This is a genomic window from Castellaniella defragrans (assembly GCF_014203015.1).
GTDB lineage: Bacteria > Pseudomonadota > Gammaproteobacteria > Burkholderiales > Burkholderiaceae_B > Castellaniella > Castellaniella defragrans.
The window spans coordinates 120,395-138,142 of sequence record NZ_JACHIB010000003.1; the positions used below are offsets into that span (position 1 = coordinate 120,395).

At 72.4% G+C, this 17,748-nt stretch carries 18 protein-coding genes; 6 read left to right on the forward strand and 12 right to left on the reverse strand.

The window, feature by feature from the left end:
* The first annotated feature begins 159 nt into the window (after positions 1-159).
* Together HNR28_RS03165 and HNR28_RS03170 are read left to right on the forward strand one after the other, a co-directional pair.
* Positions 160-1,365, forward strand: a complete 1,206-nt coding sequence (locus HNR28_RS03165) for a metallophosphoesterase family protein (RefSeq protein ID WP_151025526.1) — start codon at positions 160-162, stop codon at positions 1,363-1,365.
* On the forward strand, positions 1,362-4,010 hold the full coding sequence (locus HNR28_RS03170; protein WP_184142487.1) for an AAA family ATPase: 2,649 nt from the start codon (positions 1,362-1,364) through the stop codon (positions 4,008-4,010). Before HNR28_RS03165 ends, HNR28_RS03170 begins: the two co-directional genes overlap by 4 nt.
* On the opposite strand, the gene HNR28_RS03175 is transcribed toward HNR28_RS03170, so the two are convergent.
* Entirely contained in the window at positions 3,937-4,968 is a 1,032-nt protein-coding gene (locus tag HNR28_RS03175; protein ID WP_151023727.1) for a LysR substrate-binding domain-containing protein, read from the reverse strand. The two genes, HNR28_RS03170 and HNR28_RS03175, sit on opposite strands and share 74 nt — an antisense overlap.
* A gap of 115 nt (positions 4,969-5,083) precedes the next feature.
* Here HNR28_RS03175 and HNR28_RS03180 point away from each other — a divergent pair, with 115 nt between their 5' ends.
* Positions 5,084-5,698, forward strand: a complete 615-nt coding sequence (locus HNR28_RS03180; RefSeq protein WP_151023728.1) for an FMN-dependent NADH-azoreductase — start codon at positions 5,084-5,086, stop codon at positions 5,696-5,698.
* Positions 5,699-5,820: 122 nt separating this feature from the next.
* On the opposite strand, the gene HNR28_RS03185 is transcribed toward HNR28_RS03180, so the two are convergent.
* The 5 genes from HNR28_RS03185 to HNR28_RS03205 all read right to left on the reverse strand — a co-directional run bounded on the left by HNR28_RS03185 (position 5,821) and on the right by HNR28_RS03205 (position 8,749).
* Positions 5,821-6,621, reverse strand: a complete 801-nt coding sequence (locus tag HNR28_RS03185) for an RES family NAD+ phosphorylase (RefSeq protein ID WP_244978169.1) — start codon at positions 6,619-6,621, stop codon at positions 5,821-5,823.
* The gene (locus tag HNR28_RS03190; protein WP_043684390.1) at positions 6,618-6,989 is read right to left on the reverse strand and encodes an MbcA/ParS/Xre antitoxin family protein; all 372 of its coding nucleotides are present in this window, start codon (positions 6,987-6,989) and stop codon (positions 6,618-6,620) included. The genes HNR28_RS03185 and HNR28_RS03190 overlap by 4 nt, the downstream gene beginning before the upstream one ends.
* 160 nt (positions 6,990-7,149) lie before the next feature.
* Positions 7,150-7,632: a YajQ family cyclic di-GMP-binding protein gene (locus HNR28_RS03195; RefSeq protein ID WP_043684378.1), complete on the reverse strand. Its 483-nt coding sequence runs from the start codon at positions 7,630-7,632 to the stop codon at positions 7,150-7,152.
* Between the two features lie 108 nt (positions 7,633-7,740).
* Positions 7,741-8,064 carry a branched-chain amino acid transporter permease gene (locus HNR28_RS03200; RefSeq protein ID WP_151023729.1) on the reverse strand — a complete coding sequence of 108 codons (324 nt, stop codon included), beginning with the start codon at positions 8,062-8,064 and terminating at the stop codon, positions 7,741-7,743.
* Entirely contained in the window at positions 8,057-8,749 is a 693-nt protein-coding gene (locus tag HNR28_RS03205; protein WP_151023730.1) for an AzlC family ABC transporter permease, read from the reverse strand. Before HNR28_RS03205 ends, HNR28_RS03200 begins: the two co-directional genes overlap by 8 nt.
* 95 nt (positions 8,750-8,844) lie before the next feature.
* On the opposite strand from HNR28_RS03205, the gene HNR28_RS03210 reads away from it, so the two are divergent.
* Positions 8,845-9,780, forward strand: coding sequence for a Rossmann-like and DUF2520 domain-containing protein (locus HNR28_RS03210; protein ID WP_151023731.1), 936 nt, complete (start codon positions 8,845-8,847; stop codon positions 9,778-9,780).
* Between the two features lie 109 nt (positions 9,781-9,889).
* On the opposite strand, the gene HNR28_RS03215 is transcribed toward HNR28_RS03210, so the two are convergent.
* Complete coding sequence (locus tag HNR28_RS03215) at positions 9,890-10,369, reverse strand: YbaK/EbsC family protein (protein ID WP_151023732.1); 480 nt, start codon at positions 10,367-10,369, stop codon at positions 9,890-9,892.
* A gap of 105 nt (positions 10,370-10,474) precedes the next feature.
* Here HNR28_RS03215 and HNR28_RS03220 point away from each other — a divergent pair, with 105 nt between their 5' ends.
* On the forward strand, positions 10,475-11,758 hold the full coding sequence (locus HNR28_RS03220) for a GGDEF domain-containing protein (protein WP_151023733.1): 1,284 nt from the start codon (positions 10,475-10,477) through the stop codon (positions 11,756-11,758).
* On the opposite strand, the gene HNR28_RS03225 is transcribed toward HNR28_RS03220, so the two are convergent.
* Both HNR28_RS03225 and HNR28_RS03230 read right to left on the reverse strand, forming a co-directional pair.
* Positions 11,699-12,481, reverse strand: a complete 783-nt coding sequence (locus HNR28_RS03225; protein ID WP_151023734.1) for a uracil-DNA glycosylase — start codon at positions 12,479-12,481, stop codon at positions 11,699-11,701. The two genes, HNR28_RS03220 and HNR28_RS03225, sit on opposite strands and share 60 nt — an antisense overlap.
* Positions 12,482-12,560: 79 nt before the next feature.
* Positions 12,561-13,964 (reverse strand): aminotransferase-like domain-containing protein, encoded by a 1,404-nt coding sequence (locus HNR28_RS03230; protein ID WP_043684365.1) that lies wholly within the window; start codon positions 13,962-13,964, stop codon positions 12,561-12,563.
* A 158-nt stretch (positions 13,965-14,122) separates the two neighbouring features.
* Between HNR28_RS03230 and HNR28_RS03235 the strand changes: the two genes are divergently transcribed.
* Entirely contained in the window at positions 14,123-15,094 is a 972-nt protein-coding gene (locus HNR28_RS03235) for a DMT family transporter (RefSeq protein WP_151023735.1), read from the forward strand.
* 32 nt (positions 15,095-15,126) lie between these two features.
* Here the strand turns inward: HNR28_RS03235 and HNR28_RS03240 are convergent, their stop codons facing one another.
* From HNR28_RS03240 to HNR28_RS03250, 3 genes are all read right to left on the reverse strand, one after another.
* Entirely contained in the window at positions 15,127-15,882 is a 756-nt protein-coding gene (locus tag HNR28_RS03240) for an amino acid ABC transporter ATP-binding protein (protein WP_151023736.1), read from the reverse strand.
* The gene (locus HNR28_RS03245) at positions 15,879-16,559 is read right to left on the reverse strand and encodes an amino acid ABC transporter permease (protein ID WP_151023737.1); all 681 of its coding nucleotides are present in this window, start codon (positions 16,557-16,559) and stop codon (positions 15,879-15,881) included. The genes HNR28_RS03240 and HNR28_RS03245 overlap by 4 nt, the downstream gene beginning before the upstream one ends.
* A gap of 67 nt (positions 16,560-16,626) precedes the next feature.
* Positions 16,627-17,448, reverse strand: coding sequence for an amino acid ABC transporter substrate-binding protein (locus HNR28_RS03250; protein ID WP_409360327.1), 822 nt, complete (start codon positions 17,446-17,448; stop codon positions 16,627-16,629).
* Between the last annotated feature and the right edge of the window lie 300 nt (positions 17,449-17,748).

A 17,748-nucleotide genomic window follows, 5' to 3' on the forward strand; every position in this document is an offset into this window, starting at 1 on the left:
CGCGTGCGGGAAGCCCGTCGGCTCCGATTCGGAGCGCGGATGCGGGGCGGGGACGCGGAGCTGGGGCTCGACAACGGGATGCGGCGCCAGGACGATCCGGTCACGCGCGCGGCGTCCACGCTTTGACGCGGGGCCGGGGTCGGTGTCAATATCCCGGCCATGCCCAGATTCCTGCACACCGCCGATTGGCAGATCGGCCGCCAGTACGGCCGTTTCGCCCCCGAGGACGCCGCCGTCCTCGCCGAGGCCCGCTACGCCGCGATCGAGCGTATCGCCGCGCTGGCGGCGCGGGAGCACGTCGACGCCGTCCTGGTGGCGGGCGACGTGTTCGACGCCCAGACGGTGTCGGACCGCACCATCCGGCGCCTGTTCAACGCGCTGGGGGGCTACCAGGGCCCCTGGATCCTGATCCCCGGCAACCACGACGCCGCCCTGGCGGAAAGCGTCTGGACGCGCGCGCAGCGGCTGGGCGCGGTGCCGCCCCATGCGCACCTGCTGCTGGAGCCGGGCGTGCGCGCGTTTCCCGAGCACGGCTTCGCGGTGCTGGCGGCGCCCCTGACCCAGCGGCAGACGCACGGCGACCTGACGGCATGGTTCGACACGGCCGAGACGGCCGAGGGCCTGGCGCGCATCGGCCTGGCGCACGGCAGCGTCCAGGGCATCCTGGCCGAGGACATCGATTCCCCCAATCCGATCGCCGCCGACCGGGCGCGGCGCGCACGGCTGGACTATCTGGCGCTGGGCGACTGGCACGGCTTCAAGCAGGTCGACGAGCGCACCGTGTACAGCGGCACGCCGGAGCCGGAACGCTTCCGCGACAACGGCTCGGGCCGCGTCGTGCGGGTGGACGTGCCGGGCCCCGGCCGGGCGCCGGCGGTGGAGCCCCTGGAGGTCGGCCAGTACCGCTGGCTGGCCTGGGACGAGACCCTGTCGGTCGCGTCCGACCTGGACCTGCTCGTCGAGCGCCTGGACGGCCTGCCGCCCGCGGCCGTGCTGGACCTGACGCTGGCCGGGGCCATCGACCTGGCGGGCGCGCGGCGCCTGGACCGGACGCTGTCCGTGGTCCAGGGGCGCTGCCGCAGCCTGCAGGTCCACCGGTCGGGCCTGCGGCTGGAGCCCACCGACGAGGACGTGGCCGCCCTGCGGGCCGACGGCTACGTGGGCGAGGTGATCGCGCAGCTGCGCCAGCGGCAGGACGCGGCGCCCGGCGAGGCGGCGGACACGGCGCGCGAGGCGCTGGCGATCCTGGCCGGGCTGCTGGGCGACGGCGGGGATGAGATGGAAGGCGGGACAGTCCCCGCGGCCCGGCCCGTGCCTGAAGAATCCGGGCGGCATGCGGGCCGCGAGGTGGAGGGAGGCCAATGAAACTGCTGCGCCTGCGGGTCGGGCAATTGCGCCGGTTCCGCGAGCCGGTGGAGATCCGTGGCCTGGAGCCCGGACTGAACCTGTTCGCCGGCCCCAACGAATCCGGCAAGAGCACGCTGGTGCGGGCGATCCGCGCGGCGTTCTTCGAGCGCTTCAAGTCCGGCAGCATGGACGACCTCCAGCCCTGGGGCGATTCCTCCGCCGCGCCCAGCGTGGAGCTGGAATTCGAGTGGCAAGGAGAACGCTGGAAACTCGGCAAGCGCTTCCTCCGGCAGAAGCGCTGCGACCTGGAGATCGGCGGGCGGCGCTTCGATGGCGAGGCCGCCGAGGAAAAGCTGGCGGAGCTGCTGGGATATCAATTCCCCGGCAAGGGCGCCAGCAAGGCCCAGCACTGGGGCGTGCCCGGGCTGCTCTGGATCGAGCAGGGCGACGGCCAGGAGCTGCGCGAGCCGGTGGCCCATGCGGGCCCCTATCTGAAATCCGCCCTGGGCGAGAGCCTGGGAGACCTCGCCAGCAGCGCGGGGGACGGGCTGATCGCCCGGGTCGAGGCCGAGCGGGCGAAGCTGCTGACGTCCACGGGACGCCCCACCGGCGAATACGCCGAGGTCCTGCGCCAGCACGAGGATGCCCGTGCGCGCCTGGAGGCGCTCGACCGGGACATCGCCGCCTACCGCCAGCAGGTGGACCGGCTGGCCGAACTGCGCCGCCTGCGCGCCGAGGACGCCGGCCGGCCCTGGGATGCCTACCGCCGCCAGGCCGCCGAGGCCCGGACGCGGCTGGCCGAGGTGCAGGGCTGGCGCCAGGTCCGGGAACGCGAGGCGCAGGCCCTGGAACACTGCGCCGCCAGGCAGGAACATGGCCGGGAACGGCAGGCGGCCTTCGCCCGCCAGCGCGAGGACCTGCAGCAGCGCGCCCGGGAGCGCGACCTGACCGGCCGGCGGGTGGCCGAGCTGCGGGAAGACCGGCCGCGGATCGAGGAAGAGGCCGCGCGGGCGCGGGAGGACTATCGGCGCGCCGAGGCCCGCGTGGCCGGGGCGCGGCGGCAGGCCCGGCGGGCCGAGCTGGCGGGCGAGCTGGACCGGCTGGCGCCCGAGCAGACGCGGTGGGCGGCCGACCTGGACCAGGCGCGGGCCGTGCAGGCGCGGCTGCAGTCCCGCCGCGAACGGCTGCGGGGCATCCAGGTGGACGAGGCGGCCTTGAAACAATTGCGGTCCCTGGACCGGACGCTGGCCGGGCTCGACGCCGCGCGCCAGTCCGCCGCCACCCGCCTGGCCTACCAGCTGCTGCCGTCGCAGCAGATCCGGATGGGGGACGAGCCCCTGGCCGGCCAGGGCGAACGGTTGCTGCTGGAGCCCGTCGAGCTGGACATCCCGGGCGTGGGCCGGCTGCGCATCCGGCCCGGTGGCGAGGACGTGGCCGACCTGGCGCGCCGCCGCCAGGAGGCGCGCGACCGGTTCGATGCGCTGCTGGCCGGCCTGGGCGTGCCGGACCTGCGGCAGGCCGAAGACCGCGCCGAGCAGGCGCGCGCCCTCGGGGAGGACATCCGCCTGGACGAGTCCCTGCTGGCCGGCCTGGCGCCCCAGGGAACCCAGGCCCTGGAAGACCGTCTGGTCCAGGTCGAACGGCGGCGCCAGGCGCTGTCCGAGGCGCTGGCGGCCTTGCCGCCGGCGCAAGCCGGGACGGCCGGCGAACCCCTTGACGAGGCCGAGGCGGAACGCGGCCTGGAATCCTCCCGGGAACGGCTGCTGGCCACGGAGCAGCGCGCGACCCGGCACGAACAGATGCTGGGCCTGGCGGAGCAGGCCGGTCGCACGGCCCAGGCCGAATGGCAGAGGCTGCAGGACGCGATCCAGGCGCCGGAACGCCAGGAGCAGGAGCGGAGCCTGGCGGCCCGGCTGGCCGAGCTGCGGGCGCAGGAGGCGACCCTGCGCCAGTCGCTGGACGCGCTGGACCAGCGGATCGACGCGGCCCGCCCGGACATCCTGGAGCAGGACGCGCAGCGTTTCTCGCGCACGGCCGACACGCTGGAGCAAGCGGCCGAGGCGCGCCGGGAGGAAGCCATCCGGGTGCAGAGCGGGCTCGAAGCCCTGGGCGCCCACGGGCTGGAGGAGCAGCGCGCCGACCTGGCCCGGGAAGCGGAATTCATCGGCCGGCGCCGCGACGAACTGAAGCGCCGGGCCGAGGCTCTGGACCTGCTGCTGGGGCTGCTGCGGGCCGGCCGCCAGGCGCTGACGCGCCGCATCCAGGCGCCGCTGCAGCGCCACCTGAACCACTACCTGCAACTGCTGTTTCCGCAGGCGCGGCTCGACGTGGACGAGGACCTGCTGCCGGAACGGCTGGTTCGCCCGGGCGCGGACGGCCCGTCCCACGAGGCGCTGGACGCCCTGAGCTTCGGCGCGCGCGAGCAGATGGGCCTGATCAGCCGCCTGGCCTATGCCGATCTGCTGCGCGAGGCGGGCCGGCCCACTCTGATCATCCTGGACGACGCCCTGGTGCACAGCGACGCCGGCCGCCTGGACGGCATGAAGCGCATCCTGTTCGACGCCGCGCAGCGCCACCAGATCCTGCTGTTCACCTGCCACCCCGAGCGCTGGCGCGACCTGGGCGCGCGGGTGGTGGAGATGGCGTCGCTGCGGGCCGCGTAGGCGCCCCGGCCGCCGCGCCGGGCGGCTGCCCGAGCGGGGAAATCCCCAGCAGGTCGCCGCCCGGGTCCTGCACCAGCTTCTCGCCCAGGTAGTCCAGGAAGGAGCGCAGGGCCGGCGACATGCCGCGCCGCGACAGATAGGCGGCGTGCACGATGCCCGAGGCCAGCGACCAGCCGGGCAGGAGGCGTTCGAGCCGCCCCTCGGCGATGTCCTCGTGGCACATGTAGTCGGGCAGCACGCCGATGCCGACGCCGCCCAGGATGACGAAGCGCAGCGTCAGCAGGTCGTCGGCGATGCAGGCGGGGCGGCAGGCGGCCTCGTGCCGCGCGCCCTGGGGGCCGAGCAGGCGCACGCGCACCTTGCCGCCCGCCGCCGACATGCCGACCGCGTCGAAGCGTTCCAGCTCGGCGGGCTGCGCCGGCCGGCCGTGGCGCCGCAGCAGCGCCGGGCTGGCGACGAGCAGGCCGTGGCTCAGGCCGAACTGCTTGATGATCGCGCTGCCGCTGTCCTCCAGGGTGGGGCGGACCCGCAGGGCGAGGTCCACGCCTTCCTCTGCCAGGTCCACGACGCGGTTGCTGACCTGCATGTCGAGACGCACCTTGGGGTGGCGCGCCAGGTAGCCGGGAATCAGGGGGCCGATGGTGGTCTGGGCCAGCGTCACGGGGCAGGACACGCGCAGGGGGCCGCGCGGCTCGGCCAGGATCCGGGCGAGTTCCGCCTGGGCCTGGTCCGCCTGGTCGCGCACGGCGACGCAGTGGCGGTGGTACTGCTCGCCGGCCGCCGTCAGGGACAGCTTGCGGGTGGTGCGGTGCAGGAGCCGCACGCCCAGCTCGGCTTCGAGCCGGGCGATCCGCCGGGACAGCCGCGAGGTCGGCAGGTCCAGCGCCCGGGCCGCGCCCGCGAAGCTGCCGTGGTCCACGACTTCGGCGAAATAGCGCATGTCGTTGAGGTCGTGCATGGTCGATTCACATCATGAATAGAACAATCTATGCCTTCCACGGAATCTTATCAATTCCCGATGCTCAATGGAAAATGACGGCCATCGCAACTTCTTCATCCGAATGGGACCTTTCATGAAACTGCTGCACATCGATTCCAGTATCACCGGCCAGAACTCCGTCACGCGCGGCCTGACGCGCACGATCGTCGAGCAGCAAAAGGCTGCGCATCCCGGCCTGGCGGTGGAATACCTGGACCTGGCCCTGCAGGCGCCCGCGCCCCTGTCGCTGGACGCGCTGGGCTTCCGGCTGCCGCCCTCGGACGAGGCGCTCAGCGATGTCCAGCGGCGCGAGAACGAGATTTCCGAGGCGCTGGTCTCCCAGCTGATCGCGGCCGACGTGGTGGTGATCGGCTCGCCGCTGTACAACTTCACCGTTCCGGCCCAGTTGAAGGCCTGGCTGGACCGCGTGGCCCAGGTGGGCCGCACCTTCAAGTACACCGAGAACGGCCCGGTGGGCCTGCTTGGCGGCAAGACCGTGATCCTGGCGCTCAGCCGCGGCGGCGTGTATTCGACCAGCGACGCCGGCAACGCCATGGAGCACCAGGAAAGCTACCTGAAGACGATCTTCGGCTTCATGGGCGTGACCGACATCCGCGTCGTGCGCGCCGAGGGCATGGACATGGGCCCCGAAAGCCGGGCGCGCGGCCTGGCGCAGGCGCAGGAAGACATCCTGGCCCTGGCCGCGTAATCCGGGCGCGCGCCCGGCCGCATCACGTCGCTGGTTCGCCTCGCCGTGCAAGAGCGCAGCCTTCGGCTTCCCGCCTCGTGCTCCGGCCGGACGCTCCGGCCGGACGCGAACCCGGGGCGGTCCTATGCCGGCAGGGGCAGCCGGCCGTCCACCAGGAACGCGTCGAGCGGGTAGGTGTGGACGGCGCGGCCGCCGACCGGCTTGAACGCGACCTCGTGGGCACTCAACTGGCACAGCCAGGGGCGCATGTCGCGGGGGGATTTCCCGGCCAGCGCCCGCGGCGTGAACAGGCCCACGCACAGGCCGTGCGCGGGGTCGCGCGCCGAGCGGTATTCAAAGGCCTCGACACCCGCCTCCCGCATGGCGGTGCCGAGCGCCTGGGCCGCCTGGTAGCGCGCGGGATCGGCCAGCGCGGCCCGGTGGGCGTCGAAGGGCGGATCCTGCAGCCGCAGGCCGCGTTCCGTGCGGTAGCCCACGGAAAACAGCGTGTGCTGGCTCTGGATGGCATCCCCCGCCGGGGGCGCGTCCATGGAGAACCAGAACACGAAGCGGTAAAAGGCGGACTCGGCCAGCGTCGCGCCGAGGTCGCGGCCGCCGTAGAGCAGGCTGGGCTCGTCGGGCCGCCCGAAGCGCGATCCCCAGGGCAGCGGCGGGTAGCGGAAGGGCGTGCGCAGCAGGTAGTGCAGGCGTTCGCCGCCGGCGGGCCAGGGCAGCTTGGCCTGGTCGAGCAGCGATTCCAGGACGGCCTGTTCTTCCAGCGTGTCCACGTAGCCCAGGGTGGCGATGTGTTCCTGGCTTTCGACCAGGCGGTGCAGCAGGCCCTGGATCGGGCCGATGTGGCGCTCGCCTTCGCAGTCCCGCCACAGCCCGCCGGCTTCGGAGCCGGCCCGCGGGCCGCCGCCGTCCTGGCGCGCGGCGGTCAAATCTTGCCCCGCATCGCGTCCACGGCGCGCAGCACCGCCACCAGCCCCTGGATCGTGGCGATCTGCTCGGCCGGCACGCCGCCGGTGATGCGGTTCGGCGACTGCATGAAGTGCCGGATCCACTGGACGTCGCCGCCCGTGAGCGCGTAGAGGGCGCGGGCCAGGCGCACCAGCAGCAGGGCCAGCTCGCCCTGCTTGGAGGCGGGATCCAGCGATTGCGCGGTCTTCATCCGGCTGACGGCGGTGCGGTGCATGCCCAGGACGTCGGCCAGCCCGGCCTGGCGCAGGCCGAGCTGCTCGGCCGCCCGCAGGACGGCCTTGGCCAGCACGGCGTCCGGTGCCGGCGCGGTGTTGGGCAGGGCGGTCATGGCGCTATCCCGTGGGTGTTCAACATGCACATATTATGGTTTATTGGTGCGTATTGCACAATGTATGGATGGCTCGGGATGGTCGTGGGAATGGCCGGAGGATGGCTGTGGAGCGGGGCGCTGGCCGCGCGGCCGTGATCACGACCGCGCGCTTGCCCGCTCAGTCGCGGAAATTCTGGAACTGCAGCGGCAGTTCCACGTCCGTCTTGCGCAGCAGGGCGATCACCTGCTGCAGGTCGTCGCGCTTCTTGCCGGTCACGCGCAGCTTGTCGCCGTTGATCTGGGTCTCGACCTTGAGCTTGGCCTGCTTCACGGCGGCGATGAGCTTTTTCGCCACGGCCTGCTCGATGCCCTGGCGGATGGTGATCTTCTGGCGGGCGCCGCCCAGGTTTTCCAGCGGCTCGGCCTCGTCCATGCAGCGCACGTCGATGCCGCGCGCCGACAGGCGGCCGCGCAGGATGTCGAGCATCTGCTTGAGCTGGAAGGCGCTGGGCGCCGATTGGGTGACGACATAGCCTTCCAGCTCGAAACGCGCATCCGTGCCCTTGAAGTCGAAGCGGGTGGCGAGTTCGCGGTTGGCCTGGTCGACGGCGTTGGTCAGTTCGTGCTTGTCGACTTCGGAGACGACGTCAAAGCTGGGCATGGGGCGGGCTCCTGGTGGAAGAGGGCGATATCCCGATTGTAGGGGCTGCGCCGGCGCCGCCGGAACCGGAACCGTTGGGCGCCCGGTGGCGCCCGATCAGGGGCCCGATTACTGCACTGCGCGCAGCGCGACATACAGCGCGGTGCCCGCCGCGATGCTCAGCAGGGTCTGGCGCGTGCGCCATTGCAGCAGCACCACCAGCACCACGGCGGCCAGTTCCTGCCAGGGCAGGCCGTCGTGCGCGCGCGCCTGGCCCGCGGCAGTGTCGACCAGCAGCAGGACCATGATCGACAGCGGCAGCGAGTCGCCGAGCTTGTGCACGATGGGGTGGCGGCGCAGCCAGTGGCCGGCGATGAAGGGCAGGGCGCGCAGGAGGATCGTCACGAGGGCCATCAGCGCGATGGCGGTCAGGACGTAGCCGGTGTCAGTCATGGGCGGCTCCCGGGGCGGTCGCCGGCCGGGCGGGCCGCAGGGCGGTGGCCAGCAGGCTGAGCGCGATGGCGATGGCCAGCGCCTGGGACGGCATCAGGATGCAGCCGGCGGCATAGGCGGCGGCCGCGATCCAGATCGGCACGGCATCGCGCCGGGCGCGCCATTGCTCCACGGCCAGGACGGCGAACAGGGCCGCCAGCACGAAGTCCAGTCCCGCCAGGCCGACCTGGGCCTGGGCGCCCAGCACGGCCCCCAGCGCGGTGCCGAGCACCCACCAGCCCTGGTTCAGGCCGCTGATCAGCGCCATGCGCGGCGCCCGTTCCCGGGCGGGCAGCGCCGTCAGGACGGAATAGGTCTCGTCGGTCAGGGCGAAGATGCAGTACCAGCGCCGCCAGCGGCTGGCCGGCAGGGTGTTCAGCAGGGACAGGCCGTAGAACACGTGGCGCAGGTTCAGCACCAGGGTCGCCAGGACGATGGCGCTGAGCGGCAGGCCGGCGGCCAGCATCGGCACCATCATGAACTGGGCGGCGCCGGCGTAGATCAGCAGGCTGGATGCCAGCGCGAGCCAGCCGGAGCCGCCGGCCTGGACGAACAGGAAGCCGAAGACCGCGCCCAGCGGCACGTAGCCCATGGCGACGGGAGCGGTCAGACTGGGGATGGAAAGCGGATTCGAGGCGGAGGACATGGTCGGGAAGCAGGGGGGAGGCAGCGGGGCATGCCGGACGCGCGAGCCTACAATTATAGGGTTGCGCGCGCGGCGCCTGGACAGAGGAGGGACGGGTGGACGAATCGAAGAAATCCGGTGAATCGGCGCGCCCGGCGGCGTGGTCGCCGCCCGAGCCCTCGGCATTGCGGGTCGGCTTCATCGGCGCGGGCCGGCTCGCGCGGGCGCTGTCCCTGGCCCTGCAGGCGGCCGGCGTTCCGGTCGTCCGGGTCGCCAGCCGCTCGGCCGCCAGCGCCCGGGCCCTGGCCGAATCGCTGCCGGACTGCCGGCCCGGCGATCCCGCGGACGTGGCGCGGGATTGCGACCTGGTGTTCCTCACCTCGCCCGACGCCCTGATCGCCGGGATCGCCCGCGCCGTGCCCTGGCGCCCCGGCCAGGCGGTGGCCCATTGCAGCGGCGCCACGCCCGTGGCCGCATTGCGGCCCGCCGCCGAGGCGGGCGCGCTGATCGGAGGCTTCCACCCCATGCAGGCCTTCGGCGCGGACCCCGGCGCGGCGCTCGCCAGCCTGCCGGGCTGCACCGTGGCCATCGAGGCGGAGCCGCCGCTGGACGCCCTGCTGCACGCACTGGCCCGCCGCCTGGGCTGCGTCGGCCTGAACCTGCCGCCGGGCGCGCGCGTGCGCTACCACGCCTCGGGCGGCTACGCGTCCCAGCACGTCCACGCCCTGCTGGCCGAGGCGGTGCGCCTGTGGCAGTCCTGGGGAGCGACGGAACGGCAGGCGCTGGACGCGCTGCTGCCGCTCCTGCGGGGCACGGTGGAATCCCTGGCGCGCAGCGGGGTGGCGGCCGGCATGCCGGGCCCCGTGTCGCGCGGGGACGCGGGCACGGTGCGCCTGCATCGCCAGGCGCTGCAGGCGGTCGATCCCGAGATGCGCGACCTGTACGACCGCCTGTGCCGCCGGGGCGTGGCCCTGGCGCGCCAGGCGGGGCGGCTGGACGCGGCCGCCGCCGAGGGCGTGGAGCGGGTGCTGGACGCGCCCCCCGGCCCATGAAGCCTCGATCCCTGCGGCGCGGCGTCCGCCGGGTTGAGGCTTCAGCTTCAACAAGCCCGGCGCGGCGGCGCGCGGCCGGGCGGGGCCGCCAGGGGGCAGGACGGCGGGATCAGGCGTCCGCCGGCGCGGCCGCCTGGCACACGTCCACCCAGGATGCGCCGGTCAGCCGGGCCAGGCGTTCGGGGTGGATGCGCACGGCGCTGCGGGTGGAGCCCGCCGCCGGCATGACGACGTCGAAATCGCGCAGGCTGACGTCGCAGTAGACCGGCAGCGGCCGGGCCAGGCCGAAGGGGCAGACGCCGCCCACGGGGTGGCCGGTCAGGTCGGCGACTTCTTCGGCGGGCAGCATCTTGACGCGGCCGCCGAAGGCCTGCTTGAGCTTGCGGTTGTCCAGGCGCGCGTCGCCCCGCGCCACGACCAGGACGACGGCGTCGCCCGCCCGCAGGGACAGGGTCTTGGCGATCTGACCGGGCGCCACGCCGTGGGCTTCGGCCGCCAGGGCGACCGTGGCGGTGCTCTGTTCCAGTTCGAGAATGTCCAGGTCGGGGGCGTGCTGGGCAAAGAACCGCCGGACGGATTCGATCGTCATCTAAAATTCCAGGGTTGTTCCGTTTGCCATCATAGGCATTTCAGGTGTGAAATGCTTTGAAACAATCCGGGCCCTCCGGACAGGAAAAAAGTAGGCGCATGCCCGATGTGGAACCTGGACGCCCGTACTCTGCTGATCGTCGAAGCCTTCGTGCTGTTCCTCATGGGCGGGCTGATGCTGCTGGCCGCCCTGCAGGGGCGGCGCGACCGCACGCTGCTGTGGATGTCGGGCGCCCTGCTGCTCGGCGGGACGGGCTTCGTGGTCAGCATCGCGCGCGAGCTGCCGGGCTGGCGCGAGCCGGTGATCGTGCTGTCCAACATGCTGCTGCTCTCGGGCCATGCCTGCGTCTGGGCGGCGCTGCGGGTCTACGTCGGCGGGCGCGCGCACCGGCGGGTGCTGCTGGCCGGGGCGGCGGCGTGGTTCGTGCTCTGCCAGTGGCCGGGGTTCATGGCCTCGGACGGCCTCCGGCTGCTGGTCTTTTCCCTGCTGTCGATCGTCTACCTGGTGGCGGCCGGCCGGGAAATATGGCCCGAACGGCGCCAGGACGCCGGCTCGGTGCTTCCGCTGCTGATCGTGCTGGCCATCCATGGCCTGTTCTATCTCTATCGCGTGGTGACGGTTGCGCACATACCGGGCGTGACCTGGCTGCTGTGGCCGGATTTCACCGTCACCATCCTGGAAGGCATCCTGTTCTGCGTCAGTCTGTCCTTCGGCGTCCTCATCCTGGTGCGCGCGCGGGCGGAGCGCCAGTACCGCCATGCTGCCCTGCACGACACGCTGACCCGGCTGGCCAATCGGCGCGCCCTGTTCGAGCAGGGCGCTGCGGCCCTGGCGCTGGCGCGCGAGGAAGGCCGCGACATGGCCCTGCTGATGTGCGATCTCGACTGGTTCAAGCGCATCAATGACGAGCATGGCCACGAGGCGGGCGACCGGGTGCTGGCCCTGTTCGCCGATGTCCTGCGCGCCCGCGTGCGCCAGGGCGACCTGTGCGCCCGCATCGGGGGCGAGGAATTCGTGGTGCTGGCCGCGGACCTGGGGCCTCTGAGCGCCCTGGACATGGCCGACCGGATCCGCCGCAGCCTGGCGGGGCAGGCCGCCGGGGCGCCCGGGCGCCTGAGCGTGAGCATCGGCATCGCCTGCGCATCGGCCGACGGCCATGACCTGGACCACCTGCTGGCCTGCGCCGACCGGGCGCTGTACGAGGCCAAGGCCGCGGGCCGGGATTGCGTCCGCCTGTCGTCGGACCGCCGCCGGCCCGGCCGTCCGGCCGCCATGGCGCGGGAACGGGGTGAGGACGCCGCCGGGGATGCCGCGGCCGGGGCGGGCGCCTCAGCCGCCGTAGCCGGGGGCGGCGGGGGGCGTGCGGGCCAGCATCCAGTCGATGCCTGATTCCCCGTGCGCCTGCAGCCAGTCGTTGGCCTGGCGGAAATGGCAGCAGCCGATGAAGGGGCGCGGCGGGCGCTGGGCCGACAGGGGCGAGGGGTGGTTGGCCATCAGCACTTCGACCGGGCCGGCCGGGGGCTGCATGTCCAGCAGCGCGCGCCGCGCCTGCGCGTGCGAGCCCCACAGCAGCAGGACCTTGGGGCGGGCCTCGCGCAGCACCCGCATGATGAGGGCGTCGGTGATGTGCTCCCAGCCCTTCTTGGCGTGGGACGCGGGCTGGTGGGCCTCGACGGTGAGCGAGGTGTTCAAGAGCAGCACGCCCTGGCGCGCCCAGCGCACCAGGCTGTTGCGCGGCGGCTGTTCCGGCTCGCCGTATTCCAGGGCGAGTTCCCTGAACATGTTGCGCAGGCTGGGCGGCGTCGGGCAGAAGTCCGGCACGGAGAACGCCAGGCCCTGGGCCTGGTTCGGCCCGTGGTAGGGGTCCTGGCCGACGATCACCACCTGGACCGCGTCCGGCGGGATCTCGGTCAGGGCGCGGAAGGGCCGCAGGGGGAAGATGCACGCGCCCGCGGCCAGCCGTTCGGCCAGCATCGCGTCGAGCCGGTCCAGGATGCCTTGCAGGTGCGGGGCCTCCAGTGCGGATTTCCAGGGGGGCGGCAGGGTGTCGATCTGGGCGCGCAGGGAACCGTGGAACGCGTTGAGCACTTCGGTGTCGGACGGGGGGAGCATGGCGGTCTTTTATCGGAATCGGGAGTTCGGGAAAAGGGAATGGGCGCCGGGCGCCCCGGCGGGCCGGGTGCGTCCCTGATCAGCGCGGACAGGTCCTGATCAGTGTAGCCAGACGGTCGGGCAGGCGGGGATCGTCCATCTGCGACACGTTGAAACGCATCATGGCGCCCGCCGCCTGCGCCTGGCTGAAGACGTTGCCGGGCGCCAGCATCAGGCCCTGCTGCAGGCCCGCCTGCGCCAGGCGCGCGCCGTCGATGCCGTCGGGCAGCCGGCACCACAGGAACATGCCGTCCTCGGGCTCGTGCCAAGGCCGCAGGCCCAGGGCGCCCAACAGGCGGATGGCGCGCGGCATGGCCAGGGCCAGGCGCTGGCGCAGCAGCCGCGTGTGCTGCTGCCAGGCGCCGTCGCGCAGCAGCCGGGCGATGACCGCCTGGGTCAGGCCGGCGCCGGAGAATGTCGTCGCGGTGCGCAGGTCGGCCAGCGCGTCGAGCCAGTCCTCGCGCGCGATCAGATAGCCGCAGCGCAGGCTGGCGGACAGGGTCTTGGAAAAGCTGCCGACCTGCGCGACCCGGTCGCGGCTGTCGTCGGCCGCCAGCCGGGCGGCGGGCCGGGACTCGAAGTCGCCGAAGATGTCGTCCTCGATCAGGATCAGGTCGTGGTCGTGCGCCAGCGCCCGGATGCGCCGCGCCTTGGCGGCCGACAGCCGCGCGCCCGTCGGGTTGTGCGGCCCGGCGTTGCTGAGGTAGAGGCGCGGGCGGTGTTCCCGCAGGGCGGCCTCGAAGCGGTCCATGTCCGGACCGTCGGGCGTGTGGGGCACGCCGACGATGCGGGCGCGGTGCGCGCGCAGCAGCGCCAGGAAGTTGAAATAGCAGGGGTCGTCCACCAGGACGGCATCGCCCGGCTCGATCAGGAAGCGGCACAGCAGATCCACGGCCTGGGTTCCGGAATCGGTCAGCAGGATGTGGCGGGGATCGACCGCGAGGCCGCGCGTGCCCAGGTGGCGGGCGATCTGGGTGCGCAGCGCCGGCAGGCCCAGGGCGGGGGCGTAGTCCGTCAGCGGGGCGGCGGGATCGCGCGCCACCTGGCGCAGGGCGCGGCGGATGGCGTCCCGGGGCATCCAGTCGTCGGGCAGCCAGCCGCAGCCGGGCTTCAGGGCCTGGGCGCCGAGGTCCAGCGACTGGCGCGAGACCCACAGGGGATCGATCTGGCGGTCCAGGCGCGGACCGATCTCCGCCAGCGCCAGCGGGGCCAGGGGCCCGGCGACGTAGAAGCCGGCGCCGGGGCGCGCACGGATGGCGCCTTCGGCCGCCAGCCGGTCGTAGGCCTCGACGACGGTGGACTTGGAGACGCCGTGCTGCTGCGCCATGGCCCGCAGGGAGGGCAGGCGTGCGCCGGGCGGCCATTCGCGGGCCGCGATGCGCTGGCGCACGAAGCGCATGATGCCGGCGGTGCGGCCTGGAGCAGGGGAGAGCGGGATGTCCATGGGCGGCGGCCATGCCCGGGCCGGGGGGCGCAGGATGGGCGGGGGGATCCGATCAGTACAGTTCATCGATACTGTACTGCACTGTATCTGGATTCCGTCCTGGCGGCAAGGCAAGCTGGAGTCCTCGCCCACCTCCCGTACAGAAAAAAGGAACACGGATGAACACCACCACGCGCGGCTGGATCAACGGCATGATCGGGGTCGCGATCTTCAGCGGTTCGCTGCCGGCGACGCGGCTGGCCGTCCTGGGGCTCGATCCCCTCTTCGTCACGGCGGCGCGCGCCGCCCTGGCCGGCCTGCTGGCCCTGGCCGCGCTGGCCTTCACGCGCAGCCCCCGGCCCGGGCGCGCCGACCTGCGCACCCTGCTGCTGGTGGCCTTCGGCGTGGTGCTCGGCTTTCCCCTCTTTTCCGCCCTGGCCCTGCGCACCATCACCTCGGCGCATTCCCTGGTCTTCATCGGCCTGCTGCCGCTGGCGACGGCGATCTTCGGCACCTGGCTGGGCGGCGAGCGGCCGTCCCGCGCCTTCTGGGCGTTCGCCATCCTGGGCGCGGCCTCGGTGGCCGGCTTCGCGCTCAGCCGGGACGGCTCCGGCTCGCTGGGCGCCGATGCCCTGATGATGGTCGCCATCGTCACCTGCGGCTACGGCTACGCCGAAGGCGGGCGCCTGTCGCGCCGGCTGGGCGGCTGGCAGGTCATCTGCTGGGTGCTGGTGCTGTCGCTGCCGCTCAGCCTGCCCCTGTCCGTGGTCCTGCGTCCGGCCGTGTGGACCGGCATCCCCGCTTCCGCCTGGGGCGGCCTGGCCTATGTGGCGGTCTTCAGCATGCTGGTGGGCTTTATCTTCTGGTACCGGGGGCTGGCCCTGGGCGGCATCGCCGCCGTCGGCCAGCTGCAGCTGCTGCAGCCCTTCATGGGCCTGATGCTGGCCGCCTGGCTGCTGGGCGAGCCCGTCACGCCGGTCATGCTGGCGGTCACCGCCTTCGTCGTGGCCTGCGTGGCGGGGGCGAAATACACGGCAACGGCGCCGGCGCTGGATGAGACAGGACGTGAAATAGCCCCTGCGGGCTATTTCACGCCTGACGAATCCGAGCCGCTTGCAAGCGGCGAGGTGGGGAGATGCCCCAATCCTTGACGACTCACGCCTGACGAATCCGCGCGGCCGCCTTACGCGGTGGTGTCAGCCTTCAGCGTGGCCACGAAGCGCTGCGTGCGCGGGTCCTGCGGATTGCGGAACAGCTCGGCCGACGGCCGGGCCTCGACCACCGCGCCGTCCTGCAGGAACACGGTCTGGCGCGCGATCTGCGCCGCCAGGCGCAGGTCATGGGTGGCCATCAGCATGGTCATGCCCTCGGCGGCCAGGTCGGCCAGGACGGCGACCACCTCCGCCGCCAGTCCCGGGTCCAGGGCCGACGTGGGCTCGTCGCACAGCAGCACCCGCGGCTCGGGCGCCAGCGCGCGGGCGATGGCCACGCGCTGCTGCTGGCCGCCCGACAGGCTGGACGGCCAGGCGTCGGCCTTCTCGCGCAGGCCGACCTTGTCCAGCAGCCCGAGGGCGCGTTCGCGGGCGCGCTCGCGGCTCCAGCCCTTCACCGTCACCAGGCCCTCCATCACGTTCTGCACGGCGGTCTGGTGGGGAAACAGCTGGAAGTTCTGGAACACCATGCCGGTCTGCTGGCGGATGCGCTGCACCGCCGGGCGCGGCGGGTGGCGTCCCGGCTGGAATTCCAGGGTCTCGTCGCCCAGCGTCAGCCAGCCCGCGTCCGGGACGTCCAGCAGGTTGACGCAGCGCAGCAGGGTGCTCTTGCCGCTGCCCGACGGGCCGATCAGGGCGGTCACCTGGCCCTCGGGGACGACGACGTCGACGCCGTGCAGCACCTCGTGGCCGGCGAAGGATTTGCGGATGCCGCGCAGCTCGATCATCGCTGCCCCTCGGTGAAGACGGCGTGCTGGCCGAAATGGCGTTCCAGGCGGGTCTGCGCGGCCGACAGGAAGGAGCAGAGCACCAGATAGATCAGGGCCGCCTCGACGTACAGGATCAGCGGCTCGTAGGTGACGGAGGCGATGCGCTGGGCCGCCTGGAAGATCTCCGGCACGGTGATCACGGCGGCCAGCGAGGTGTCCTTCACCAGGGCGATGAAGGAATTGGCCAGCGGCGGCACGGCCACGCGCGCCGCCTGGGGCAGCACCGTGCGCCGCAGCGCCTGCGCGCGCGTCATGCTGAGCGAATACGCGGCGTCCCATTGCCCCTTGGGGATGGCCTCGATGGCGCTGCGGATGACCTCGGCGTTGTAGGCGCCCACGTTGAGCGAAAAGCCGATCAGGGCGGCCGGCAGCGGATCCAGCACGAAGCCGACGCTGGGCAGGCCGTAGAAGATCACGAACAGCTGCACCAGCAGCGGCGTGCCGCGGATCAGCCAGACGTAGAACCGCACCAGCGCCACCAGCGGCGGCGGCCCGAACAGCCGCGCGATCGCGCTCAGAAAGGCCAGCAGCAGCCCGGCCGCGAAGGACAGGAGCGCGAGCGGCACGGTGAACCGGATCCCCCCGACCAGCAGCGGCCAGAGGGAGTCCGTCATCAGGCGCAGCCAGTCGGGCATCGGGGCTCCTGCGTGTCGTGTCGCGGGCGCGCGGGGCGGGCCTGCCTGCTTGCTTGCTTGACCGGGCCTACTTGAGCTTGGCGGACAGGTCCGCGCCGAAATAGCGTTCGGAGATCTGCTTGTAGGTGCCGTCGTCGCGCAGGCCGTCCAGCGCCTTGTCGATGGCGGCCTTCAGGGCCGGCTGGTTCTTGCGCATCAGCACGCCGGACTGGCCGAACTCGGCGCTGTCGTCGGTGGCGACGACCTTGACCTTGGCCTTGGGCTGCTGGTGCTTGAAGTCCAGGAAGGACAGCTCGTCGTTGACGGTCGCGTCCACGCGGCCCGAGGTCAGCAGGGCGATGGCGTCGTTGAAGCCTTGCACCGGCACCACTTCCGCGCCGCTGCGCTGGGCGAGCTTGCCGAAGTTGCTGGTGATGGTGTTGGCCGAGCGCTTGCCCTTCAGGTCGGAGAAGGCGTGGATCGTGTCGTTGTCCTCGCGCACGATCAGCGCCGCGGCCGAGGCGATGTAGGGCTTGGAGAAGTCGAACTTGGCCTGCCGCTCGGGACTGATGCCGACCTGGTTGATGACCACGTCGTAGCGGTTGACGTCCAGCCCGGCGATCAGGCCGTCCCATTTGCCTTCCACGAACTGCGCCTTGACGCCCAACCGCTGGGCGATGGCGCGGCCGATGTCCACGTCGAAGCCGACCAGGCGGTTGTCCTTGGCGTCGTGGTAGGAGAACGGCGCATAGGTGCCTTCGGTGCCGATGCGCAGGACGCCGGCCTTCTGGATGGCGGCGAGGTCGTCCGTGGCCGCGTGGGCGGCCGGCGCGGCGGCCAGCAGGGGGAGCAGGGAGGCGAACAGCAGGGCGGAGAGTTTTTTCTTCATGATGGCCGGAGAGGGATCCATCGATTCCATGAGCACGATGGGAATCAGTGGAGCTAGTTATATGAATGCCGCGTCTTATGGGTTTTCATTCTAATGAGATGTCCTTCAAGCCGCAAAGGTTTTCGGACTATCTGCATATCGCTCATGGAAATATGGATGTGCCCCCCTGGGCTTTCCCCATGCCTCCCATGATCCGCCCATGATCTCCGCCGATGATCCTCCCATGAGCCGCCCATGAGCCGGCCCTGCGTCCCCCGCCGGGTCCGCCCCGCGCCGGACGGCCCGGAACGCGCCCGGGGACGCCCGCCGCCGACGCGCGGC

Coding starts and splice junctions, on each gene's coding strand:
- HNR28_RS03225 (WP_151023734.1), bottom strand. CDS start 12,481: ATGCTCCCCCCGTCCGACACCGAAGTGCTCAACGCGTTCCACGGTTCC.
- HNR28_RS03245 (WP_151023737.1), bottom strand. CDS start 16,559: ATGCCCGACTGGCTGCGCCTGATGACGGACTCCCTCTGGCCGCTGCTG.
- HNR28_RS03200 (WP_151023729.1), bottom strand. CDS start 8,064: ATGACTGACACCGGCTACGTCCTGACCGCCATCGCGCTGATGGCCCTC.
- HNR28_RS03195 (WP_043684378.1), bottom strand. CDS start 7,632: ATGCCCAGCTTTGACGTCGTCTCCGAAGTCGACAAGCACGAACTGACC.
- HNR28_RS03250 (WP_409360327.1), bottom strand. CDS start 17,448: ATGGATCCCTCTCCGGCCATCATGAAGAAAAAACTCTCCGCCCTGCTG.
- HNR28_RS03190 (WP_043684390.1), bottom strand. CDS start 6,989: ATGACCGCCCTGCCCAACACCGCGCCGGCACCGGACGCCGTGCTGGCC.
- HNR28_RS03180 (WP_151023728.1), top strand. CDS start 5,084: ATGAAACTGCTGCACATCGATTCCAGTATCACCGGCCAGAACTCCGTC.
- HNR28_RS03205 (WP_151023730.1), bottom strand. CDS start 8,749: ATGTCCTCCGCCTCGAATCCGCTTTCCATCCCCAGTCTGACCGCTCCC.
- HNR28_RS03235 (WP_151023735.1), top strand. CDS start 14,123: ATGAACACCACCACGCGCGGCTGGATCAACGGCATGATCGGGGTCGCG.
- HNR28_RS03230 (WP_043684365.1), bottom strand. CDS start 13,964: ATGGACATCCCGCTCTCCCCTGCTCCAGGCCGCACCGCCGGCATCATG.
- HNR28_RS03215 (WP_151023732.1), bottom strand. CDS start 10,369: ATGACGATCGAATCCGTCCGGCGGTTCTTTGCCCAGCACGCCCCCGAC.
- HNR28_RS03165 (WP_151025526.1), top strand. CDS start 160: ATGCCCAGATTCCTGCACACCGCCGATTGGCAGATCGGCCGCCAGTAC.
- HNR28_RS03220 (WP_151023733.1), top strand. CDS start 10,475: ATGTGGAACCTGGACGCCCGTACTCTGCTGATCGTCGAAGCCTTCGTG.
- HNR28_RS03175 (WP_151023727.1), bottom strand. CDS start 4,968: ATGCACGACCTCAACGACATGCGCTATTTCGCCGAAGTCGTGGACCAC.
- HNR28_RS03170 (WP_184142487.1), top strand. CDS start 1,362: ATGAAACTGCTGCGCCTGCGGGTCGGGCAATTGCGCCGGTTCCGCGAG.
- HNR28_RS03240 (WP_151023736.1), bottom strand. CDS start 15,882: ATGATCGAGCTGCGCGGCATCCGCAAATCCTTCGCCGGCCACGAGGTG.